The sequence below is a fragment of the Pseudomonas sp. SP16.1 genome (assembly GCF_052682975.1).
In genome coordinates this window covers 82,542-103,853 of the sequence record NZ_JBQYFZ010000001.1, presented here as the reverse complement: position 1 = coordinate 103,853, position 21,312 = coordinate 82,542, and the positions used below count along the sequence as shown (strand labels likewise).

The 21,312-nt window shown below is 69.0% G+C and carries 20 protein-coding genes and 1 tRNA gene; 11 read left to right on the top strand and 10 right to left on the bottom strand.

Annotation, left to right across the window (positions count from 1 at the left end; genetic code table 11):
* Both ACUTAF_RS00585 and ACUTAF_RS00580 read right to left on the bottom strand, forming a co-directional pair.
* Positions 1–1,440, bottom strand: a complete 1,440-nt coding sequence (locus ACUTAF_RS00585; protein WP_445578160.1) for a cytochrome ubiquinol oxidase subunit I — start codon at positions 1,438–1,440, stop codon at positions 1–3.
* 437 nt (positions 1,441–1,877) lie between these two features.
* Positions 1,878–3,155 (bottom strand): acetyl-CoA C-acetyltransferase, encoded by a 1,278-nt coding sequence (locus tag ACUTAF_RS00580; protein ID WP_445578159.1) that lies wholly within the window; start codon positions 3,153–3,155, stop codon positions 1,878–1,880.
* Positions 3,156–3,533: 378 nt separating this feature from the next.
* On the opposite strand from ACUTAF_RS00580, the gene ACUTAF_RS00575 reads away from it, so the two are divergent.
* Complete coding sequence (locus tag ACUTAF_RS00575; RefSeq protein ID WP_445578158.1) at positions 3,534–4,889, top strand: 3-oxoacyl-ACP reductase; 1,356 nt, start codon at positions 3,534–3,536, stop codon at positions 4,887–4,889.
* A gap of 97 nt (positions 4,890–4,986) precedes the next feature.
* Here the strand turns inward: ACUTAF_RS00575 and ACUTAF_RS00570 are convergent, their stop codons facing one another.
* Positions 4,987–5,979, bottom strand: a complete 993-nt coding sequence (locus tag ACUTAF_RS00570; protein WP_445578157.1) for an AraC family transcriptional regulator — start codon at positions 5,977–5,979, stop codon at positions 4,987–4,989.
* 178 nt (positions 5,980–6,157) lie between these two features.
* Between ACUTAF_RS00570 and ACUTAF_RS00565 the strand changes: the two genes are divergently transcribed.
* From ACUTAF_RS00565 to ACUTAF_RS00520, 10 genes are all read left to right on the top strand, one after another.
* Positions 6,158–7,015 carry a MaoC family dehydratase gene (locus ACUTAF_RS00565; protein ID WP_445578156.1) on the top strand — a complete coding sequence of 286 codons (858 nt, stop codon included), beginning with the start codon at positions 6,158–6,160 and terminating at the stop codon, positions 7,013–7,015.
* A gap of 88 nt (positions 7,016–7,103) precedes the next feature.
* Positions 7,104–7,409 carry a MazG-like family protein gene (locus ACUTAF_RS00560; RefSeq protein ID WP_445578155.1) on the top strand — a complete coding sequence of 102 codons (306 nt, stop codon included), beginning with the start codon at positions 7,104–7,106 and terminating at the stop codon, positions 7,407–7,409.
* The gene (locus ACUTAF_RS00555; RefSeq protein ID WP_445578154.1) at positions 7,406–8,155 is read left to right on the top strand and encodes a methyltransferase domain-containing protein; all 750 of its coding nucleotides are present in this window, start codon (positions 7,406–7,408) and stop codon (positions 8,153–8,155) included. Before ACUTAF_RS00560 ends, ACUTAF_RS00555 begins: the two co-directional genes overlap by 4 nt.
* 73 nt (positions 8,156–8,228) lie before the next feature.
* A complete protein-coding gene (locus ACUTAF_RS00550; RefSeq protein WP_445578153.1) occupies positions 8,229–8,828 on the top strand; it encodes a DUF4136 domain-containing protein in 600 nt (199 codons plus the stop codon).
* 18 nt (positions 8,829–8,846) lie between these two features.
* Positions 8,847–9,407 carry a DUF4136 domain-containing protein gene (locus ACUTAF_RS00545; protein ID WP_445578152.1) on the top strand — a complete coding sequence of 187 codons (561 nt, stop codon included), beginning with the start codon at positions 8,847–8,849 and terminating at the stop codon, positions 9,405–9,407.
* A gap of 177 nt (positions 9,408–9,584) precedes the next feature.
* Complete coding sequence (locus ACUTAF_RS00540; protein WP_445578151.1) at positions 9,585–10,073, top strand: GNAT family N-acetyltransferase; 489 nt, start codon at positions 9,585–9,587, stop codon at positions 10,071–10,073.
* Positions 10,070–10,438 carry a DsrE family protein gene (locus ACUTAF_RS00535; protein ID WP_445578150.1) on the top strand — a complete coding sequence of 123 codons (369 nt, stop codon included), beginning with the start codon at positions 10,070–10,072 and terminating at the stop codon, positions 10,436–10,438. Before ACUTAF_RS00540 ends, ACUTAF_RS00535 begins: the two co-directional genes overlap by 4 nt.
* Before the next feature lie 9 nt (positions 10,439–10,447).
* Positions 10,448–10,909, top strand: a complete 462-nt coding sequence (locus tag ACUTAF_RS00530; RefSeq protein ID WP_445578149.1) for a glycine cleavage system protein H — start codon at positions 10,448–10,450, stop codon at positions 10,907–10,909.
* Positions 10,910–11,111: 202 nt separating this feature from the next.
* Entirely contained in the window at positions 11,112–11,348 is a 237-nt protein-coding gene (locus ACUTAF_RS00525; RefSeq protein ID WP_445578148.1) for a type II toxin-antitoxin system ParD family antitoxin, read from the top strand.
* Positions 11,345–11,665: a type II toxin-antitoxin system RelE/ParE family toxin gene (locus ACUTAF_RS00520; protein WP_445578147.1), complete on the top strand. Its 321-nt coding sequence runs from the start codon at positions 11,345–11,347 to the stop codon at positions 11,663–11,665. The genes ACUTAF_RS00525 and ACUTAF_RS00520 overlap by 4 nt, the downstream gene beginning before the upstream one ends.
* A gap of 18 nt (positions 11,666–11,683) precedes the next feature.
* On the opposite strand, the gene ACUTAF_RS00515 is transcribed toward ACUTAF_RS00520, so the two are convergent.
* The 7 genes from ACUTAF_RS00515 to fdnG all read right to left on the bottom strand — a co-directional run bounded on the left by ACUTAF_RS00515 (position 11,684) and on the right by fdnG (position 21,218).
* Positions 11,684–11,779: transfer RNA gene (locus ACUTAF_RS00515), tRNA-Sec, on the bottom strand.
* Between the two features lie 74 nt (positions 11,780–11,853).
* Positions 11,854–13,806 (bottom strand): selenocysteine-specific translation elongation factor, encoded by a 1,953-nt coding sequence (gene selB, locus ACUTAF_RS00510; RefSeq protein WP_445578146.1) that lies wholly within the window; start codon positions 13,804–13,806, stop codon positions 11,854–11,856.
* Complete coding sequence (selA, locus tag ACUTAF_RS00505; RefSeq protein ID WP_445578145.1) at positions 13,803–15,209, bottom strand: L-seryl-tRNA(Sec) selenium transferase; 1,407 nt, start codon at positions 15,207–15,209, stop codon at positions 13,803–13,805. The genes selB and selA overlap by 4 nt, the downstream gene beginning before the upstream one ends.
* 11 nt (positions 15,210–15,220) lie before the next feature.
* Positions 15,221–16,153 (bottom strand): formate dehydrogenase accessory protein FdhE, encoded by a 933-nt coding sequence (gene fdhE, locus ACUTAF_RS00500; protein WP_445578144.1) that lies wholly within the window; start codon positions 16,151–16,153, stop codon positions 15,221–15,223.
* A gap of 422 nt (positions 16,154–16,575) precedes the next feature.
* Positions 16,576–17,205 carry a formate dehydrogenase subunit gamma gene (locus ACUTAF_RS00495; RefSeq protein WP_445578143.1) on the bottom strand — a complete coding sequence of 210 codons (630 nt, stop codon included), beginning with the start codon at positions 17,203–17,205 and terminating at the stop codon, positions 16,576–16,578.
* 13 nt (positions 17,206–17,218) lie between these two features.
* Complete coding sequence (gene fdxH, locus ACUTAF_RS00490) at positions 17,219–18,145, bottom strand: formate dehydrogenase subunit beta (protein WP_445578142.1); 927 nt, start codon at positions 18,143–18,145, stop codon at positions 17,219–17,221.
* Between the two features lies 1 nt (position 18,146).
* Entirely contained in the window at positions 18,147–21,218 is a 3,072-nt protein-coding gene (fdnG, locus tag ACUTAF_RS00485) for a formate dehydrogenase-N subunit alpha (RefSeq protein WP_445578141.1), read from the bottom strand.
* Positions 21,219–21,312 lie beyond the last annotated feature (94 nt).

The window sequence follows — 21,312 nt, the reverse complement described above, 5'->3', positions numbered from 1 at the left end:
TCAGCTCCTCCCCGGCAACGTATCGGTTTCGCCTTCTTCCATCCCCTCGTCGGCCGCCGACAGCGGCCGCGCCGGGGTCCGTGCCTGACCCGGTCCGCCCTGGGACATCTCGTCGCCCTCGTCGGTAATCGGGCCCTTGCGCACCAGGCGCAGCATGTAGCTGATGCCGGCGCCGAACAGGGCGAAATAGACCACCACGAACAGCGCCAGGGTTAGGCCCAACTGCCCCGCGCCGTGTCCCGAGGCGGCATCTGCGGTGCGCATCAGGCCGTGGACGATCCAGGGCTGGCGGCCGATCTCGGTGGTGTACCAGCCGGCGAGGATCGCCAGGATGCCGGACGGGCCCATCCACACCGCCAGGTGCAGGAAGGCCCGCGAGGCGAACAGCCGGCCGCGCAGGCGCAGCCAGGTGCCCCAGAGGCCGACCAGGATCATCAGCATGCCGAGGCCGACCATCACCCGGAAGGTCCAGAACACGACGGTGGAGTTGGGTCGATCCTCGGGCGCGAACTCCTTCAGCGCCGGCACCTGCTGGTCGAGGCTGTGGGTCAGGATCAGGCTGCCGAGCGCCGGGATCTCTACCTTGAAGCGGGTTTCCTCGCGCTGCATGTCCGGCCAGCCGAACAGGATCAGCGGGGTCGGCTCGCCGCTGCTGTTGTCCCAGTGGCCTTCCATCGCGGCGATCTTCGCCGGCTGGTACTTCAGCGTGTTGAGGCCGTGCAGGTCGCCGATGAAGGCCTGCACCGGCGCGACCAGCAGCGCCATCCACACCGCCATCGACAGCATCTTGCGGATCGCCGGGTTGTCGCGCCCGCGCAGCAGGTGCCAGGCCGCCGAGGCGCCGACGAAGAAGGCGGTGGCGAGGAAGGCCGCGGTGGCCATGTGCGCCAGGCGATAGGGGAACGAGGGGTTGAACACCACGGCGAACCAGTCCACCGGGATCACCCGGCCGTCGACTATCTCGAAGCCCTGCGGGGTGTGCATCCAGCTGTTGGAAGCGAGAATCCAGAAGGTCGAGATCAGCGTGCCGATCGCCACCATCGCCGTGGAGAAGAAGTGCAGGCCCGGGCCGACGCGATTCCAGCCGAACAGCATGACGCCGAGAAAGCCCGCCTCGAGGAAGAAGGCGGTGAGCACCTCGTAGGTCAGCAAGGGCCCGGTGACCGCGCCGGCGAAGTCGGAGAAGGCGCTCCAGTTGGTACCGAACTGATAGGCCATGACCAGGCCCGAGACCACGCCCATGCCGAAGTTGACCGCGAAGATCTTCACCCAGAAATGGTAGAGGTCGCGGTAGACCGTCTCGCCGCTCTTCAGCCAGAGGCCTTCGAGCACCGCCAGGTAACTGGCCAGGCCGATGGTGATGGCGGGAAAGACGATGTGAAAGGAGATGGTGAAGGCAAACTGGATCCGGGCGAGATCTAGGGCCTCTAAGCCGAACATGGCACATCCTCGTACAGGTTATCGCGAGCCCGGCACGCTCGGCCGGGCCATGGACCCCAGGTTTTTGGAGCACGGCACGTCGTAATTGTTCTTGTCGAATGGGTATTACGAAGAACGGGGCCAGAGACCCACGAGCGCAATCACGCCAAGCTTGCATTGACCTGGGTCAATTCCTGTCGAAAAGACTAGCGGGTTCGCCGGGGAATGACGCTGTGGTGAGTTGCCGCGCGACAGACCACCGCAGGGCGTAGGGTGCGCCGCGCGCACCAAGCAAAGGCCGCGGTATCGGCGGTGCGCACGGCCAGGGCGCCCCCGCTACATCCTGCGGCCGCGCAGACAAGCAAAAAAAATAGGCGGCCACGCATCGCGCGGGCCGCCTCAATCACGGAGTTGCTTACATCGAATGGGCGCGATGACTGGCGCCCACCGCTATTGGATTACCGTTCCAGGATCGCGGTCACACCCTGACCGCCGGCCGCGCAGATCGAGATCAGCCCGCGCCCCTCGCCCGCCACCGCCAGCAGCTTGGCCAGGTTGGCGACGATGCGCCCGCCGGTGGCGGCGAAGGGGTGGCCGGCGGCCAGCGAGCTGCCCTTGACGTTGATCCGGCTGCGCTCGATGGCGCCCAGCGGCGCGTCCAGGCCCAGGCGCTCCCTGCAGTAGTCGGCGTCCTCCCAGGCCTTGAGGGTGCACAGCACCTGGGCGGCGAAGGCCTCGTGGATCTCGTAGTAGTCGAAGTCCTGCAGGCTCAAGCCGTTGCGCGCCAGCAGCCGCGGCACGGCATACACCGGCGCCATCAGCAACCCCTCCTTGCCCTGGACGAAATCCACCGCCGCCGCCTCGCCGTCGCGCAGGTAGGCCAGCACCGGCAGGCCGCGCGCCTTGGCCCAGTCCTCGCTGGCCAGCAGCACCAGCGAGGCGCCGTCGGTCAGCGGCGTGGAGTTGGCCGCGGTCAGGGTGCCGCGCGGGCCGCGCTCGAAGCAGGGCTTGAGGCTGGCGAGCTTCTCGGCGCTGATGTCGGCGCGCAGGTTCTGGTCGCGGGTCAGGCCAAGGAACGGCGTGAGCAGGTCGTCGTGCCAGCCCTCGGCATAGGCGGCGGCGAGCTTCCGGTGGCTGGCCAGGGCCAGCTGGTCCTGCTCGTCACGCGGGATGGTCCAGCGCTGCGCCATCAGCTCGCAGTGCTCGCCCATCGACAGCCCGGTGCGCGGCTCGCCGTTGCGCGGAATCACCGGCGCCAGGTGGCGCGGACGGATCTGCAGCAGGCTCCTGAGCTTGTCGGTCGTGCGCTTGCCGCGGTTGACCTCCAGCAGGATCCGGCGCAGCCCCTCGTTGACCCCGATCGGCGCATCCGAGGTGGTGTCGACGCCGCCGGCGATGCCGCAGTCGATCTGCCCCAGGGCGATCTTGTTGGCCACCAGGATCGCCGCCTCCAGGCCGGTGCCGCAGGCCTGCTGCAGGTCGTAGGCCGGGGTCTCGGGCGCCAGGCGCGAGCCGAGCACGCATTCGCGGGTCAGGTTGAAGTCGCGCGAATGCTTGAGCACCGCGCCGGCCACCACCTCGCCGAGGCGCTCGCCGTGGAGGTTGAAGCGCTCCACCAGGCCCTCGAGGGCGCTGGTCAGCATCTCCTGGTTGCTCGCCGTGGCGTAGGCGGTGTTGGAGCGGGCGAAGGGGATGCGGTTGCCGCCGACTATGGCGACCCGGCGTAGCTGGGCCATGCTGACTCCTTGCGAATAAAGATTGGGCTACAGGCTAGCGCGCGCCGCCGCATCTGCATTGGCCGCCTTGCCGCGGCCCCAGGCAGTGCGGTCAATTGCGCGTGGTCCATCACTGCGTAGAGTGGCACGACTTTAGAACGTGTTTACGATTTCGCGAGCTAGGGAAGTGCTGAAAAGGCCATCTACCGTCACTCCCGCGAAGGCGGGAGCCCAGGTATTACCGAGGTTCTGGATTATTCCCCTTCGGGCCAGCGCAAGCGCTGTTCAGCGATAAAGCTGCTGACCCGCCTGCGCGGGAATGACGACTTTTCAATGCAGCAGGGCCAACGCGCAGCAAATCGCAAACACGTTCTTTGATTCGCCCACAGGAGCCCTTTCATGTCCGATCGTTACCTCGCCTTCGCCAACTCCGCCGCCGGTCGTCGCCTGGTCGGCGCCCTCGGCCTGCCGGCGCCGCTGCGCCTGGAGCGCTGGATGGCCGGCCGCATGCGACCGGTGGACGGCGCCCTGCTGCTCGGCGGCGAAGGCAGCCTGCTGCAGGCCGTGCGGTCGTTCGCCGGCAAGCTCACCGACCAGCTGTTCGCCGCCCGCGAAGGCCAGCTGGAGCTGCCGCGCTGGACCGCCGAGCACGGCCCCAGGCTCAAGGCGCTGCTGTTCGACGCCAGTGGCCTGACCCGCTTCGAGCAACTGATCGAGCTGCGCGACTTCTTCCAGCCGGCGTTCAAGGGCCTGGGCCAGTGCCCGCGGGTGGTGCTGCTGGGGCGCGCGCCGGAATCGCTGAAGGACCCGGTCGCCGCCAGCGTGCAGCGTTCGCTGGAAGGCTTCAGCCGCTCGCTGGGCAAGGAAATCCGCCGCGGCGGCAACGTGCAGCTGCTCTACGTCGGCAAGGGCGGCGAGCAGCAGCTGGAAGGCGCGCTGCGCTTCTTCCTCTCGCCGAAGAGCGCCTACGTCTCCGGCCAGGTGCTGCGCCTGGGCGCCTGCGCCGAGCAGGTGCGCGACTGGACGCGGCCGCTGGCCGGCAAGAAGGCGCTGGTCACCGGCGCCTCGCGCGGCATCGGCGCGGCCATCGCCGAAGTGCTGGCGCGCGACGGCGCCGAGGTGATCCTGCTCGACGTGCCGCCGGCCGCCGCGGCGCTCGAGGCCCTGGCCGCGCGCCTGGGCGGACGCGGCGTGGCCCTGGATATCTGCACCGAGGAGGCGCCGCAGCGTCTGGTCGAGGCGCTGCCCGCTGGCGTCGATATCGTCGTGCACAATGCCGGCATCACCCGCGACAAGACCCTGGCGAAGATGAGCGATGCATTCTGGAACTCGGTGATCGCGGTCAACCTCCAGGCGCCGCAGCTGCTGACCCAGGCCCTGCTGGATGCCGGCAAGCTGCACGACAACGGCCGCGTGGTGCTGATCGCCTCGATCAGCGGCATCGCCGGCAATCTCGGCCAGAGCAACTACGCGACGAGCAAGGCCGGGGTGATCGGCCTGGCCCAGGCCTGGGCGCCGGCGCTGGCCAAGCGCGGCATCAGCATCAACGCGGTGGCGCCGGGCTTTATCGAGACGCAGATGACCGCCGCCATCCCGCTGGGCATCCGCGAAGCCGGGCGGCGGATGAACTCGATGAGCCAGGGCGGCCTGCCACAGGACGTCGCCGAGGCCGTGGCCTGGTTCGCCCAGCCCGGCTCCGGCGCGGTCACCGCGCAGGTGCTGCGGGTGTGCGGGCAGAGTCTGCTGGGCGCCTGAGTGGAATTGGTGGGCTGAAGCCCACCCTACGGCAGAGCGCGGTTGTAGGGTGGGCCGGGCGGCGCTCCGCTTCGGCCCACCAGAGCGAAAGGTCGCCTCACACCTTGCCGCGCTTGCGGAACTCCACCGGGGTCTCGCCGACCCAGCGCTTGAACGCGCGGTAGAAGGTGCTCGGCTCGGAGAAGCCGGTGCGCTCGACTATCACTTCGATGCGCTCGTCGGTCTTGAGCAGCAGCTCCTTGGCCAGGCGGCAGCGGTAGTCGGTGATCAGGTCGTTGAAGCGCACGCCGGCCATGGCCAGGCGCTCGCGCAGGCGCCGCGCCGGCATGTTCAGCCGTGCCGCCACCTGCTCCAGGGTGGCGCCGCCGTCGACCAGCAACTCGGCGATCAGCTCGCGCACCTGGCGCACCAGATCCAGCCGCTCCACCTCGGCCAGCTGCCGGCGCGCCAGCGACTCGTGCATGCGCAGCAGCTCCGGGGCGGCATGGCGCGACGGCCTGTCCAGCACCGCGGCGTCGAATACCAGGGCGTAGTCCTCGGCGCCGAGGCGCACGGGGCAGCCGTAGACCTGCAGGTAGCGCTCGGCCGGCGCGCCGTCGGCGTGCATCAGCTGCACCTCGCGGGGGGCGAATTGGTCCTCGGTCAGCGCGCCGAACAGACGGATCACCGCACCGGCGAGCATCTCGGGAAAGTGCCGCGGCGTCTCGGCCGCCAGGCCCAGGCTGAGCACGGCGCGCTCGCCATCGACCGTCAGGCGGGCATTGAGGGTGTCGGAGAGCAGGCGCACGTAGCGCAGGGCATGACGCAGGCCGGCGCCGAAGGTGTCGCTGGAGAGGAACAGGTATTCCAGCAGCAGGCCATGGAAGGCCGGCAGGTGCTGGGCGAGAAACAGGCCCACATGCTCCTGCCCGCACTCCTCGCTGGCGGCCTTCCAGAACAGCGCCTGCGCCGCATGCGGGAAACGCCCGGCAGGCAGGCCGCCGGGCGCCAGGCCGACACGCGCCAGCACCCGCTCGGGATCGGTTCCGCTGGCGCGCAAGGCATCGATTACCGGGCGCATCAGCGCCACATCGTCGGTCAGATCACGCATCTTTCTAGGTTTTCTTGTTATCCGTGAGGCGCCGCCATCTTAGGGGCAGCGGAGGCCATGGCGCAAACCGGCTCGGCAGACGGATTGACTGCCTTGCCGGTGACGCGGGCAGCGCAGCCAATGCGACGCCGCGCCCGGTGGCTAAGCTGCTGGCATTCATTCGCCAAGGAGTTCGCCAATGGCCATCGACTGGCTCGACCTCGACAGCCCGCCCGCCCTGCCCGGCCTGTTCCTGCGCGCGGCGCTGCGCCACGGCGTGCGCGGCCGGCACCTGCCGGACCTCGGCCTGCGCTGCCGGCTGGAGGTCGATCCGCGCCATCTGGCGCGCTATCGCCAGGTCTGCGGCATCGCCGAGAGCGCCTACCTGCCGCCGGTCTATCCGCACCTGCTGGCCTTCGCCCTGCAGATGCAGCTGCTCACCGACCGCCGCTTCCCCTTCCCGCTGCTCGGCCTGGTGCACCTGGAGAACCGCATCCGCGTGCTGCGCCCGCTCGGCGGCCTGGGCCCGTTCCAGGTCGGCGTGCAGCTGGCCGACCTGCAGCCCCACGACAAGGGTGCCAGCTTCAGCCTGATCACCCACCTGGAGGACCAGCTCGGCCTGCTCTGGGAGGGCGACAGCCGCATCCTCTGCCGCGCCCTGCGCCTGGACGGCGCGCCGCCGCCGCGCACGGAGCAGGCGCCGCTGGACCTGGCGCCGCTGGCCGACTGGTCGGCGCCAGCCGATACCGGGCGGCGCTACGCACGGGTGGCCGGCGACTACAACCCGATCCACCTCAGTGCGCTCAGCGCGCGCCTGTTCGGCTTTCCCCGCGCCATCGCCCACGGCCTGTGGAACAAGGCGCGCAGCCTGGCCGAACTGCACGCGCATCTGCCGCTGGCAGGCTTCGCGGTGGAGGTGCGCTTCCAGAAGCCGGTGCTGCTGCCGGCGCATGTCACGCTGCAGGCCAGCCAGCCGGGGTCGAGCGGCCAGTTCCGCCTGCTCGGCGCGGGCGACGTGCCGCATATGGCCGGCATCTGGCAGCCGCTGAGGGACTGAGCCGCATGCAATCCGGGAACCGTTGACCCTCACGGCTTGCAGTGCGCCCCTTTCGGACCGAAGCTATGCCGCTCGAAAGGAGCCCGCCATGAACCTGCCCGAACTCACCGCCCGCCTGCACGCGATCCGCGATGGCAACCAGTGGAAGCGCTTCCACAGCCCGAAGAACCTGGCCATGGCCGCCAGCGTGGAGATGGCCGAGCTGGTGGAAATCTTCCAGTGGCTCACGGAAGACGAGTCGCGCCAGCTGCCGGCGGACAAGCTCGCCCATGCTGGCCAGGAAGTCGGCGACATCGTGCTCTACCTGCTGCTGCTGTGCAGCGAACTGGGCCTGGACATGGACGAGGTGGTGCGCGCCAAGCTGGCCGACAGCGAAAGGCGCTTCAGCAAATGACGGACCGCCACTTCGACGAGCTGGCGACCCGCTTCGCCGAGAAGATCTACGGCGGCGCCAAGGGCGCCATCCGCCTCGCCGTGCTGCAGGCCGACCTGGCCGAGACCCTGCCGGACCGCCCGCTGCGCGTGCTCGACGTCGGTGCCGGGCTCGGTCATATGAGCCTGTGGCTGGCCCAGCGCGGGCATCAGGTGACCCTGGCCGAACCGGCCGAACCCATGCTCGCAGGCGCGCGCCAGCGCTTCGCCGAAGCCGGGCAGAGCGCCAGCTTCATCCAGGCGCCCTGGCAGGAGCTGCTCGGCCAACTGGACCAACCCTTCGACCTGGTGCTGTGCCACGCCGTGCTGGAATGGCTGGCCGAGCCGGCCGCCATCCTGCCGGTGCTGCACCAGCTGACCGCCAGGGACGGCTGGCTGTCGCTGGCCTTCTACAACAAGGACGCGCTGATCTACCGCAACCTGCTCAAGGGGCATTTCCGCAAGCTGCGCAAGGAGCGCTTCGCCGGCGAGGGCCAGAGCCTGACCCCACAGCGCCCGCTCGACCCGCGCGAACTCGAGGACAGCCTGCAGAGCGGCTGGCAGATCACCAGTCGCAGCGGCGTGCGCGTGTTCCACGACTACATGCCGCAGGAGTTCCAGGCCAGGGCCGAGCTGCTCGACCTGTTGGAGATGGAGCTGGCCTACCGCCGCCACCCCGGTTTCGCCGGCCTGGGCCGCTACCTGCACTGGATCTGCCGGCCGCGCTGACGTGGACGCGCGCCGGGGCCAGGCGTAGCCTGATATCTCACCGGAGATGTCGCGCGCGACCACGGAGACCACCATGCGCACCGCCATAGCCCTGCTGCTCCTGCCACTGTTGGCCGCCTGCCAGAGCCCCAACCCCTACCAGGCCGAGTCCCTGCCGCTGCCGCCGGCGCCACCCGGCGCCGCCGCCAGCTTCGACCGCAGCGCCTACCCGGCGGCGCCGCGCGACTTTGGCCGCTACCGCAGCTGGAGCTGGCTGGGCGGCCAGCTGCCGGCGGGCAGCGCCTGGGCCGGCAGCGAGCTGCTGGCCGAAAGCCTCGGCCACGGCCTCGACCAGCAGGGCCTGCGTCCCGCACCGCCCGGCCAGCCCGGCGACCTGCAGGTCGCCGCCTCGCTCAATCTGGAGCGGCGCCTGCGCCAGTATTACGACGACTATGGCGCCTACTATGGCCATGGCCGCTATTGGGACGGCTACGGCGCCTGGGGCAGCATGCCGCTGCTGCGCACCTACGAGGAGGAAGTGGCGGTGGTGCGCGTGGAGCTGTTCGACGGCCGCGACGGCCAGCCGATCTGGAGCGGCAGCGGCGAGGCGCGTAGTGGCGGCAGCCAGCGCGAACGTGCCGACGCCCTGCGCGCGGCGATCAAGGCCGCGCTGCACGGTTACCCACCCTACTGACGTCCGAGGAGGTGCCCCATGTTCCCGCGTCTGCTGATCGTCCCGCTGCTGCTCCTGCTGGCGGCCTGCCAGAACATCCAGGTCGAACGCGACTACGACCCCAACCGCGACTTCGCCGCCTACCGCAGCTGGAGCTGGCAGGAGCCGGCGCTGATCTACAGCCCGGACGACCCGCGCCTGAAAAGCGACCTCACCGAGCAGCGCATCCGCGAGGCCACCGCCGAACAGCTCGACCAGCGCGGCCTGCGCCCGGCCGCCGCCGGCAGCCCGGCCGACCTCAAGGTGCAGGCGGTGCTGATGGTGGAGAACAGGCAGAACCAGGTCAGCACCTACCACGGCGGCTTCTGGGGTGGTCCCTGGGGCGGTTACTGGGGCGGCCCCGCCTACACCGAGACGCGCACCCTCGACTATCAGATCGGCACCCTGCAGATCGACCTGTTCGACGGGCGCGACGGCAAGCTGGTCTGGCGCGGCAGTGCCCAGCAGGTGCTGCGCAACAACCCCGGCAACCCGGCCGAACGCGCCGCGGCGATCCGCGAGACCGTGGCCAGGGTCATGGCGCAATATCCGCCGCGATGAGAAGTTCTCCACGCCTGATGCGCGGGTAGGGTGCGCCGCGCGCACCACGCCTCCGATTCCCCGGTGGTGCGCACGGCCTAGGCGGCCCAGCGACACCCTATGACCAGGCGCCGCGGCAATGGATTATTGCCAGACGGCGCACTAGTCTCGGCATGTACTTCCCTGACTGGACCCGCCATGCCCTCGATATCCAGCCTCACCGCCCGCCCGGCCCAGGCCGCCGACCTCGCCGAGGTGGTGGGCTTCCCGCAGACCCCCGACGAGCTGTTCTACTGCTACCCCAAGGCCAACTGGCCGCTGAGCGTCGGCCAACTGGCCGCGGCCATGGCCGAGCGCCGCGACAGCACCGTGGTCTGCCTGGACGGCCGGGTCGCCGGCTTCGCCAACTTCTACCAATGGCAGCACGGCGAGTACTGCGCCCTGGGCAACGTCATGGTGGCACCCTGGGCGCGCGGCCAGGGCGTGGCACAGCGCCTGATCGCGGAAATGGAGGCGCTCGCCCACCAGCACTACAAGGCGCCGCTGATGAAGGTCTCCTGCTTCAACGCCAATGCCGGCGGCCTGCTGCTCTATAGCCGCCTGGGCTACCGCACCACCGGCATCGTCGAACGCCGCGGCCCGGACGGCGGCCGGGTCGCCCTGGTGCAGATGGAGAAACCGCTATGAACGAGGCGCGCCGGGTACTGATCATCGTCAGCAGCGGCCCGAGTACCCCGGCCCGCTGCGCCGCGCCCTTTCACACCGCGACCCTGCTCGCCTGCATGGACGCCGAGGTGACCCTGTTCTTGAGCGGCGAGGCGGCGCAACTGGCCCGCCAGAGCGTGGCCGACAGCCTGCGCGCCAGCGAGCAGGGCGAGCCGATCCGCCACTTTATCCAGCAGGCCAAACAGGCCGGTGCCCGCCTGCTGATGTGCCGCGCGCCGGGCATCGATATCGACGAAAGCGCGCTGATCCCCGAACTGGACGAAATCGCCAGCGGCGGCGAACTGGCGCAGATGATCCTGGAATACGACCGCGTGCTGACACTCTGAGGAATCGCCATGGACCTGCACGGCCTGTCCTTCCCTGCCGACCTGCTCTACGCCCCGGAGCACAACCTGTGGCTGCGCGAGGAAGCGGACGGCAGCCTCACCCTCGGCCTGACCGCCTACGGCTGCGCGCTGTACGGCCAGATCTTCGCCTTCACCCCCAAGCGCGACGGCCAGCGCATCGAACGCGAGCGCAGCTTCGGCGTGGTGGAATTCGCCAAGGCCGCCTCCTCCGCCCGCAGCCCGCTGACGGGCACCCTGCTGGCCAGTAACCCCGAAGTGGTTCGCCGTCCGGCGTTGATCAACCAGGACTGCTACGGCAGCGGCTGGCTGGTGCGGCTGTTGCCGGATGATCTGGCAGAGGCGAAGGCGCAGCTGCTGAGTGGCGAGGCGGCGGTGCAGGCCTTCGTCGAGCGGATGGTGCGGGACAGGTTCGATCCTCAGGGGGACGGGGTGCAGGTGTTGGGGGATTAGGCAGCGCGAGACATACCTGCATCGAAATGGCGGAAGGCAGTGAGCGTCGCCCCCTTTCTAGTAGCGGCTCAGTAGGTGTCAAACCCGGGCTTTCCGCCCTCTTCACCTGCTCGTTTCGGCTCAACTCGGCACAGTGATGTCGACACCAATGGTCAAAGCGGTGCTAGGATTCTTGGCAAAATTTGGCAAAGAGGCACGTCCAATGAGCACCATGAACATATCCCTGCCGGACGCTCTCAAAAGCTTCGTCGATGAGCAAGTGAACCAGCGCGGCTACGGCACCAGTAGCGAATACATCCGCGAATTGATTCGCAAGGATCGGGATCGCCAGCACTTCCGTGACCTACTGCTTGCCGGCGCTGCATCCGCTCCAGCCGCCCCAGCCGATGCCGACTACTTCGAATCACTCCGTGGACGTGTGCGCAGCGCTCGAGGATGAAGCAAAAGCAGGTCATCCCACGCGAGCTGGCAAACCGAGATGTAGACAGCGCCATTGCCTACTACCTGGAAGAGCAGGCCGAAAACGCCGCCCTAGGTTTCATTGACGCCCTGGAACGGGCGTATAAGCAGATCAGCCGTCATCCTGCCTCTGGCTCGACTCGCCATGCCCATGAACTAGACCTACCGGGCCTGCGTTCCTGGCCGCTTCAGCGTTACCCCTATCTTGTGTTTTATGTTGAGCAAGAGGCGCATATTGACGTTTGGCGTGTGCTTCATGAGGCCAGGGATATACCTGCTTGGCTGCACAGGACATGAAGCTTGTTTACGCAAAAGTGGCGGAAGGCAGTGAGAGTCGAACTCACCCAGGAACGGATGCCGTCCCCCACCGGGTTTGAAGCCCGGCCACGCCACCGGGCGTGATTGCCTTCCTTGTTCGGCGGCTGCTCAGAGCGCGGCAGCCGTTGCGGTGCTTGCGCAGGGTAGCCCATCGCTACCGTTGGTCGTCAATCGCACCCCACGGTCACGGCCTCCTCCTCTTGCCTGTTGCCCATCAGCTGAATCGCCAGCGCCGAGTCGTCGCGGATGCGGCGCTCGTTGGCCAGGCGGCGGGTAAAGCCGATGCGGTCGAAGTATTCCAGCAGCTGGATGCTGCGCTTGCGGCCGATGCCGAGGCGGTCGCGCCAGTCGATTACGCGCAGGCTGCCGTGCTGCTGCATCAGGTCGAGGGCGTGGCGGGCCAGGGTCAGCAGGGTGGCTTCGGGGTAGAACAGGTCCTTGACCACCTGGTGCAGCAGGCCCAGGCGCGCCAGTTTGCGCAGCAGCAACCGCACGGCGGCTTCGTCCTGTTGCACGGCGCCGGCCAGCTCGCGCACCCAGGGCGGGTCGAAGCCGCCTGCGAGCAGCAGCGGCCAGAGGCGTTCGCGCAGGGCCTCGTCGTCCGGGCCCAGTTGCACGCGGTGATCTGGTAGGTGCAGCCAGGGGCCGCTGGCAGCGATGCGGCCGGCGGCCAATGCCCCTTCCAGCAGGGCGATAAAGACCGGCCGCTCCAGCTCGCTCAACGCATAGCGGCGCAGGCGGTCGCGGTCGGGGCCGAGTTCGTCCGGGGACTCCTGATGGAAACGCTGCAATCCTTCCACCAGCCTGTCGCGCAGCGTCTGCAGGCGGGCGGCATCGAATAGCCGCGTGCCTTGGCGGGTCGGCAGTTCGCACAGGCCAGCGGGCAGCACCCAGCTCTCGCGCAGGCGATTGAACTGGCGCTCCAGCAGAGCGGGGTCAAGGCCGTTATCGGCGGCCTGCAGCAGCGTCGGCAGCGCCTGTTCCAGGCTGGCGCCGCGCAGGGCCTGCAGCTGCACCAGGCGCGGCGGCGCACGGCGGCCACGGGCCGGGGCGAAGGGGTCGAGCACGCGGCCGCCGCCGAGGGTGCGCTGCGCCGACTGGTCGCGCAGCACCAGCGCGTCGCCGTGCACGGCATGGACCGGTGCGTTGAGCAGCAACTGCGCCAGACAGCGCTCACCGGGTGCCAGGCTGCTGGTGTCGAGCAGGGCGATGCGGCCGATGACGTCCTGCGCGGCCAAATGCACATGCACCGGCGTCCAGTGCGCCAGGGCGCGGGTTTCCGAATTCAGCAGTTGCAGTTCGATATCCAGCCGGGTGCTGGGCGCCAGCAGCGGCGGCGCCAGCAGCCAGTCGCCGCGATGCAGCTGCTGCACGGCCAGGCGCTCGCCGGCCAGATTCAGCGCCACCCGCTGGCCGGCCACCGCGCTCTCGGCCTGGCGGTTCTGCGCATGCAGGCCGCGTACCCGCACGCGGCGACCGGAGGGGCTGAGCAGCAGTTCGTCGCCCAGCGCCACGCGCCCGGCGAAGGCGGTGCCGGTGACCACCACGCCGGCGCCCTCGACGCTGAAGGCGCGGTCGATGGGCAGGCGGAAATGGCCCTGAATGCTGCGCGTCTGGTGCGCCGCCGAGATCGCCAGCAGGCGCTGGCGCAACGCGTCGATGCCCTGCCCGCCGAGGCTGTCCACCGCCAGCAGTTCGGCGCCGGCCAGCGGTCCGGGGGCGAGCAGGGCTTCGACCTGCTCGCGCACCTGCTGCAGGCGCTCGGCGTCCACCCGGTCGATCTTGGTCAGGGCCACCAGCGCCTGGCGAATGCCCAGCAGTTCGGCGATGGCCAGGTGCTCGCGGGTCTGCGGCATCACCCCGTCGTCGGCGGCCACCACCAGCAGCAACAGGTCGATGCCGCAGGCGCCGGCGAGCATGTTGTGAACGAAGCGCTCGTGGCCGGGCATGTCGATAAAGCCGGTGAGCCGGCCGTCGCCCAGGTCGGCATAGAGGTAACCGAGGTCGATGGTGATGCCACGGGCACGCTCGTCCGGGCGGCGATCGCCCAGCTGGCCGGTCAGCACGTGCAGCAGCGCGGTCTTGCCGTGGTCGATATGGCCGGCGGTGCCGATGATCACGCCAGGGCCTCGCGCAGAGGCGCCAGCTGCGTGACGAAGGCCGCCTCGTCGTCGAGCTGGCGCAGGTCGAGCCACAGGGCGTCGTCGTCGACGCGGCCGATCACCGGGATCGGCAGCTCGCGCAACTGCCCTTCCAGCTCACGCAGCGCCCGGCCGCGCAGACGCTTGGAGGTCTGTGGGCGGATGCATAGCGCGGCGCTGGGCAGGCGCGCGACCGGCTGCGCGCCGCTGCCGATCATGCCCAGGGCGCTTTCCACGCTTAGCTGCCAGCGCTCGCCCAGGCTGGCGGCGAGCAGCGGGGCGACCCGCTCGGCCTGGGCACGAATGTCCGCCTGCGGGCGGCTGAGCAGGCGCAGGCTGGTGAGGCGCTCGCCGAGGCGATCCGGGTCGCGGTACAGGCCGAGCACCGCCTCCAGCGCGGCGAGGGTCAGCTTGTCCACGCGCAGGGCGCGCTTGAGCGGGTTCTTCTTGATCCGCCCGATCAGCTCGGCGCTGCCGAGGATGATGCCGGCCTGCGGGCCGCCGAGCAGCTTGTCGCCGCTGAAGGTGACGATATCGGCGCCGTCGCGCAGCGCCTCCTGCACCGTGGGCTCCTTGGGCAGGCCCCAGCGGCTGAGGTCGATCAGGCTGCCGCTGCCGAGGTCTTCCAGCAGCGGCAGGCCGTGGGCGTGGGCGATGGCCGCCAGCTCGCGGGTGGCGACGCTGGCGGTGAAGCCCTGCACGCTGTAGTTGCTGGTGTGCACGCGCATCAGCAGGCCCGAGCGCGGGCCGATGGCGGCCTGGTAGTCCTTGGCGTGGGTGCGGTTGGTGGTGCCCACCTCCACCAGCCTGACCCCGGCGCGGGCCATGATGTCGGGGATGCGGAAGGCGCCGCCGATCTCGATCAGCTCGCCGCGGGAGATGATGCCCTCCTTGCGCGCGCCCAGGCTGTTGAGCGCCAGCAGCACGGCGGCGGCGTTGTTGTTGACCACGGTGACCGCCTCGGCGCCGGTCAGCTCGCGGATCAGGTCGCTGATCAGGTCGTCGCGGTCGCCGCGCTTGCCGCTGGCCAGGTCGAATTCCAGGTTGAGCGGATGGCGCGCGGCGAGAACCATGGCGTCGATGGCTTCCTCGGGCAGCAGCGCGCGACCGAGGTTGGTGTGCAGCACGGTGCCGGTGAGGTTGAACACCCGGCGCACGCGGCTGGCGTGGCGGGCGGCCAGACGCTCGCCGGCGCGACCGGCGAGCACCGCCTCGCTCAGCTCCACGGCGGCGAGCTGGCCACTGCGGGCCGGTTCGCGCAGCTCGTCGAGCAGATCGCGCAGGGTGCCGAGCAGGGCCTCGCGGCCGTAACGCCGTTGCAGCGGCGCGACGCTGTCGCAGCGCAGCAGGCGATCGATGGAGGGCAGACGGGCGGCGTTCATCTTCGCTCCCCTCAGTCGCCAGCACCGGGGGCGAGCAGCAGGTTCGGCGCGCGGCGCAGGTGGCCCTCCTCGCTCAGGCGCAGGTCCAGATCGAGGCTGGCCAGATCGTCGGCGACGGCGTCGGCCTGGCTGTCGTGTTCCAGATAGAACAGCTTGAGGTATCCCTGGCAGCTCGGGCAGGTCTCGGCGCGGATCGCCGCTTGCTCGGCCGCCAGGCCCTCGCGCTCGAGCGACAGGTAGGCGAGGTGCTTGGACGATTCGCAGTGGCTGCACTTGACCCGCACGTAGTGCCACTCGCAGGCGCACAGCGAGCAGCTCAGGTAGCGCAGCCCGGCGTGCTTGCCGCGCTGACGGACCATGCCGGCCACCGGCGGCGAGCCGCAGGCCGGGCACAGGGTCTGGCTGGCGGTTTCTACCAGGCGCTCGGCCGGCAGCGCCAGCAGCCAGTGACTGAAGGCCACCTGCAGCGCCGCGCCGAGAAAGGGCGCCAGCGCGGCGGGCAGCAGGTCGAACTGACCATTGAGCAGGGCGATGGCCCAGGCCTTGCGCTGGCCGGCGTCGGCCTCCTTCAGGCCGGCCAGCGCCGCTTGCGCCGAGAGATTGCCGCCAGGCTGGAAGCTCGCCAGCAGCGCATCCAGCGCGGGCAGCCAGGCGTCGCCGCGCACCAGGGCGTCGAAGCCCAGCGGCGGCATGCGGTGTTCCAGGCTGCGCGCCAGGGCGTCGGCCGATGGCCCGGGCAGGTCTGGCGGCGCATCGAGTACGCGCTGCTGGGCCTCGCACAGCTCGGCCATCAGCAGCAGGTAGGCGGCCAGCGGATGGTTCGGCGCCAGATGGCGCAGGCGCGCGGCGCGGCGGTCGAACAGGTCGCGTTCGGGCAGGTGGAGAAAGGGCGGGATATTGGCCGCGGCTTCGATCTGCCCCGGCTCGAGAATCTGGCCTGACACGCAGGACTCCTTAGGGATCGCTCCCGTTTTGGCTGCAGGCGGGTCCGCTGCCGCAACCTTGGCTGGCTTTGAGCCTAGACCAGGTTGGCGGGGTATGCCGTACAGGGGTATTGGTGGGCAGGCTTGGCGTTAGCTGGAAGGCCCGGTCCACGCTGAATACGCCTGCATAGCCCGGAAGCCATCCAAAGCGAGTTGGCCACAGTTCCCGGGTTTCATCCCGAGCACAGGTCGCGCGGCCCACACACTTTTGTAGGAGCCGCGCCCCGCGGCGAAGGCGGCCGGATCGACACGCAGCCCTAAAGCTTCGCCCCGGGGCGGGGCTCCTACGCGCTAGCGCGCTGCGCTGGAGCGTTCATGCTGCAACCATTCGCGAACTCGCCGAACCAGTCCCGGATTCCATCCGGGCTATGGCGCGCGCGGCCTCAATGCTTGCCGCTGTCCTTGCTTACCTGCTTGTACCAGGCGCCGTGGTGCTTGCGCGCCCAGCCACGGCTGACCCAGCCGCTGAGCATGGCGCCGACCGAGCCCTTGACCCAGAAGCCGGCGTAGATGTGAACGATGATGCAGACGATCAGCACCCAGGCGGCGAAGGCGTGCAGCAGCGAGGCCAGGCGGATCGACTCGATGCCGAACAGCGGACCGAAGTACTCGCGCCACATCAGGATGCCGCTGCCCAGCAGCACCAGCATGCACAGCAGCAGCACCCAGAACAGCAGCTTCTGCCCGGCGTTGTAGCGCCCCACCGGCGGCAGCCGTTCCTCGCGGTTGCCGACCACGTCGCGCCACTGCCGCAGCCACTGGCCGTCGCCCTTGTCGAGCAGGTTGTGGCGGGCAAAGCGCAGTACCAGCCAGAGGAACAACAGGAACATGGCGACGCCAAGGAAGGGGTGCAGGATGCGCGTCCATACGCCGCCGCCGAACAGCTCGCTGAGCCAGAACAGCGCCGGGTGGAACAGCGCCAGGCCGGACAGCGCGGCGAAGACGAAGAGGATCGCCACCAGCCAGTGGTTGCTGCGTTCGCCCGCGGTGTAGCGCTGGATATCTCGTTTCATGCTTGCCTCCCGCTCAGCGCGGATCCTTGGGATCGAAGCGGTGGACCGCGGGGTCCACCTCGTGCACCGCCGGATCGGCCGGCGCCGCCTCGTCCTCCTCGACCCGGTTGCGCCCCACGCGCAGGTAATGGAAGAAACCGAACAGCGCCACCGCGCCCATGCCCAGCAGCCCCAGCGGCTTGCTCACGCCCTTCCACAGGTTGACCAGCGGGCTGATCACCGGCGCCTCCGGCAGGCCGGCGTACAGCGCGGGCCGGTCGGCATGGTGCAGCACGTACATCACGTGGGTGCCGCCGACGCCTTCGGGGTCGTACAGGCCGGCCTTGTCGTAGCCGCGCGACTTGAGGTCGGCGATGCGTTCGGCGGCGTGCTCCTGCATGTCCTCCTTGGTGCCGAAGTGGATGGCGCCGGTCGGGCAGGTTTTCACGCAGGCCGGCTCCATGCCGACCGCCACCCGGTCCGAACACAGGCTGCACTTGTAGGCCTTGTGGTCCTTCTGCGAGATGCGCGGGATGTCGAACGGGCAGCCGGTGATGCAGTAGCCGCAGCCGATGCACTTGTCCTGGTTGAAGTCGACGATGCCGTTGGCGTACTGCACGATCGCCCCGGGGCTGGGGCAGGCCGCCAGGCAGCCCGGCTCGGCGCAATGCATGCAGCCGTCCTTGCGGATCAGCCATTCGAGCTTGCCGCTCTCGTCCTCGTGCTCGGAGAAGCGCATCAGCGTCCAGGAGTCGGCCGTGAGGTCGGCCGGGTTGTCGTAGGTGCCGTGGTTCTGGCCGACCTCGTCGCGCAGCTCGTTCCATTCCGAGCAGGCGACCTGGCAGGCCTTGCAGCCGATGCACTGGGAGACGTCGATGAGCTTGGCGACCTGGTCGGTCTGGCGCACCGAGGGCATCGGCGTGGTGGTGGCGGAACGGGCGATGATGTCTTGAGTGGCCATGTCACACCTTCTCCACGTTCACCAGGAACGACTTGAACTCCGGCGTCTGCGTGTTGCCGTCGCCGACGAAGGGGGTCAGGGTGTTGGTCAGGTAGCCGTTGCGCGCCACGCCGGAGAAGCCCCAGTGCAGCGGGATGCCTACCTGGTGCACGGTCTTGCCGTCCACCGTCAGCGGCTTCAGGCGCTTGGTCACCACCGCAACGGCCTTGATGTAACCGCGGTTGGACGACACCTTGACCCTATCCCCGGCGACGATGCCGAGCTGGCCGGCGAGCACCTCGTCGATCTCGACGAACTGTTCCGGCTGGGTGATCGCGTTGAGCCGGCAGTGCTTGGTCCAGAAGTGGAAGTGCTCGGTGAGCCGGTAGGTGGTGGCGGCGTAGGGGAACTCGGCCGCCGTGCCGAACAGCTCCATGTCGTTCTGGAACACCCTCGCCGCCGGGTTGCTCACCGCCTGCGGGTTGTCCGGGTGCAGGGGGTTGCGGCCGATGGGCGTCTCGAACGGCTCGTAGTGCTCGGGGAACGGCCCCTCGACCATGCGATCGAGGGCGAACAGGCGCGCCACCCCTTCGGGGTTCATGATGAACGGGTTCATGCCAGCCTCGGGCGGCGAGTCGGCCTTGAAGTCGGGCACGTCGGTGCCGCCCCAGGCCTTGCCGTTCCACCACACCAGGCGCTTCTTCCTGTCGTCCCAGGGCTTGCCGGAGACGTCCGCCGAGGCGCGGTTGTAGAGGATGCGCCGGTTGGCCGGCCAGGCCCAGGCCCAGCCGAGCGTCTGGCCCATGCCATGGGGATCGGCGTTGTCGCGCCGCGCCATCTGGTTGCCCTGGGCGGTCCAGCTGCCGCTGAAGATCCAGCAGCCGCAGGCGGTGCTGCCATCAGCTCGGAGCATGGCGAAGCCCGGCAGCTGCTCGCCGGCCTTGAGCAGCAGAGCGCCGCTGGCCGGGTCGCTGAGATCGCTCAGGGCCTTGCCGTTGAACTCGCGCGCCAGCTCGTCGGCACCCGGTTCGTCCGGGCGCAGATAGGACCAGTCAAGGTTGAGGATGGGCTCGGCGAAGGCGCCGCCTTCCTTGCGGTACAGCTCGCGCAGACGGTGGAAGATACCGGCCATGATGGCGATGTCGGTGCGCGCCTGACCGGGCGGCTCGGCGCCCTTCCAGTGCCACTGCAGCCAGCGTCCGCTGTTGACCAGCGAGCCGTCCTCCTCGGCGAAGCAGGTGGTCGGCAAACGGAACACCGTGGTCTGGATGCTGGCGGTATCGACGTCGTTGTATTCGCCGGCATTGCGCCAGAACTCCGAGGTCTCGGTGGCCAGCGGGTCCATCACCACCAGGTACTTGAGCTTGGCCAGCGCCGCGCCGACCTTGGCCTTGTTGGGGAAGGAGGCGATGGGGTTGAAGCCCTGGCAGAAGTAGCCGTTGACCTTGCCCTGGTACATCAGGTCGAACACCTTGAGCACGTCGTAGCCGGGGATGTCCAGCTTCGGCAGCCAGGTGTAGCCCCAGTCGTTCTCCACCGTGGCGTTCTTGCCGTACCAGGCCTTCATCAGGCTGACGTGGAACTTCTCGTAGTTCTGCCAGTAGGACAGCTGCCCCGGGCGCAGCGGTTGCGGCGCGCGCTTGGCGATATAGGCGGCGTAGTCCTGCTCGCCGTCGGCGGGCAGGGTCAGGTAGCCGGGCAGCAGGTTGGAGAGCAGGCCCAGGTCGGTCAGCCCCTGGATGTTGGAGTGGCCGCGCAGGGCGTTCATGCCGCCGCCGGGCATGCCGATGTTGCCCAGCAGCAGCTGCACCATGGCGCCGGTGCGGATCATCTGCGAGCCCACCGAGTGCTGGGTCCAGCCGAGGGCGTACATGATGGTCATGGCCTTGCCCGGTGCCGAGGTCTCGGCGATCTCCGCCCAGACCTTGAGCATCTGCTGCTTGGGCGTGCCGCAGATGCTGCTGACCAGGTCCGCCGTGTAGCGGCTGTAGTGCTGCTTCAACAGGTTGAACACGCAGCGCGGGTGCTGCAGGGTCGGGTCGCTCAGGGCATAGCCGTCCTCGCCCAGCTCGTAGCCCCAGCTGCTCTTGTCGTAGCGCCGGTTCTGCGCGTCGTAGCCGCTGTAGAGGCCGCCGTCGAAGGCGAACTCCTCGCGTACGATCAGACTGGCATCGGTGTAGTTGCGCACGTATTCGTGCTGGATCTTGTCATTCTCCAGCAGATAGTTGATCAGCCCGCCAAGGAAGGCGATGTCGGTGCCGGTGCGGATCGGCGCGTAGTAGTCGGCCACCGAGGCGGAACGGGTGAAACGCGGGTCGACCACGATCAGCCGGGCCTGGTTGTGCGCCTTGGCCTCGGTGACCCACTTGAAGCCGCAAGGATGGGCTTCGGCGGCATTGCCGCCCATGATCAGCACCAGATCGGCATTCTTGATGTCGGTCCAGTGGTTGGTCATGGCACCGCGGCCAAACGTCGGGGCAAGACTTGCCACCGTCGGGCCGTGTCAGACACGTGCCTGGTTGTCGAACGCCAGTATGCCGAGTGAACGAACCACCTTGTGGGTGATGTAGCCGGCCTCGTTGGAGGAGGCCGAGGCGGCGAGAAAGCCCGTGGTCAGCCAGCGGTTGACCGTCTGGCCCTGCTCGTTGCGCTCGATGAAGTTGGCGTCGCGGTCCTCCTTCATCAGCTTGCAGATGCGCTCGAGGGCCTCGTCCCAGTCGATGCGCTTCCACTCGCCGGAGCCGGCCTCGCGCACCTCGGGGTACTTGAGCCGGTTCGGGCTGTGGATGAAGTCGAGCAGCCCGGCGCCCTTCGGGCATAGGGTGCCGCGGTTGACCGGGTGATCGGCGTCGCCCTCGATATGGATGATGTTCTGCGCGACGTTCTTGCCTCCGCTGCCCTGGCTGTACATGATCAGGCCGCAGCCGACCGAGCAGTAGGGGCAGGTATTGCGCGTCTCGGCGGTGCTCGCCAGCTTGAAGTGCCTGACCTGGTCAGCGAAGGCCTCCGGGGGCGCCACCCCCAGAGCCGCCAGGCTCGATCCTCCAAGGCCGGTGGCACAGACCTTGAAGAACTGTCGACGGTTCATGTCCATCGTGGTTCTCCTGCATCGGGCTGGTACCCGGTACGTTGCCGGGCATTTCGCTATCAAGCGTAGTTCGCCGATGCAATTGCGCCAGCTGAAGCTG

Excerpts from the sequence above, each read along its gene's own strand:
- ACUTAF_RS00585 (WP_445578160.1), bottom strand. The coding sequence starts at position 1,440 with ATGTTCGGCTTAGAGGCCCTAGATCTCGCCCGGATCCAGTTTGCCTTC.
- ACUTAF_RS00580 (WP_445578159.1), bottom strand. The coding sequence starts at position 3,155 with ATGGCCCAGCTACGCCGGGTCGCCATAGTCGGCGGCAACCGCATCCCC.
- ACUTAF_RS00575 (WP_445578158.1), top strand. The coding sequence starts at position 3,534 with ATGTCCGATCGTTACCTCGCCTTCGCCAACTCCGCCGCCGGTCGTCGC.
- ACUTAF_RS00570 (WP_445578157.1), bottom strand. The coding sequence starts at position 5,979 with ATGCGTGATCTGACCGACGATGTGGCGCTGATGCGCCCGGTAATCGAT.
- ACUTAF_RS00565 (WP_445578156.1), top strand. The coding sequence starts at position 6,158 with ATGGCCATCGACTGGCTCGACCTCGACAGCCCGCCCGCCCTGCCCGGC.
- ACUTAF_RS00560 (WP_445578155.1), top strand. The coding sequence starts at position 7,104 with ATGAACCTGCCCGAACTCACCGCCCGCCTGCACGCGATCCGCGATGGC.
- ACUTAF_RS00555 (WP_445578154.1), top strand. The coding sequence starts at position 7,406 with ATGACGGACCGCCACTTCGACGAGCTGGCGACCCGCTTCGCCGAGAAG.
- ACUTAF_RS00550 (WP_445578153.1), top strand. The coding sequence starts at position 8,229 with ATGCGCACCGCCATAGCCCTGCTGCTCCTGCCACTGTTGGCCGCCTGC.
- ACUTAF_RS00545 (WP_445578152.1), top strand. The coding sequence starts at position 8,847 with ATGTTCCCGCGTCTGCTGATCGTCCCGCTGCTGCTCCTGCTGGCGGCC.
- ACUTAF_RS00540 (WP_445578151.1), top strand. The coding sequence starts at position 9,585 with ATGCCCTCGATATCCAGCCTCACCGCCCGCCCGGCCCAGGCCGCCGAC.
- ACUTAF_RS00535 (WP_445578150.1), top strand. The coding sequence starts at position 10,070 with ATGAACGAGGCGCGCCGGGTACTGATCATCGTCAGCAGCGGCCCGAGT.
- ACUTAF_RS00530 (WP_445578149.1), top strand. The coding sequence starts at position 10,448 with ATGGACCTGCACGGCCTGTCCTTCCCTGCCGACCTGCTCTACGCCCCG.
- ACUTAF_RS00525 (WP_445578148.1), top strand. The coding sequence starts at position 11,112 with ATGAGCACCATGAACATATCCCTGCCGGACGCTCTCAAAAGCTTCGTC.
- ACUTAF_RS00520 (WP_445578147.1), top strand. The coding sequence starts at position 11,345 with ATGAAGCAAAAGCAGGTCATCCCACGCGAGCTGGCAAACCGAGATGTA.
- selA (WP_445578145.1), bottom strand. The coding sequence starts at position 15,209 with ATGAACGCCGCCCGTCTGCCCTCCATCGATCGCCTGCTGCGCTGCGAC.
- ACUTAF_RS00495 (WP_445578143.1), bottom strand. The coding sequence starts at position 17,205 with ATGAAACGAGATATCCAGCGCTACACCGCGGGCGAACGCAGCAACCAC.
- fdxH (WP_445578142.1), bottom strand. The coding sequence starts at position 18,145 with ATGGCCACTCAAGACATCATCGCCCGTTCCGCCACCACCACGCCGATG.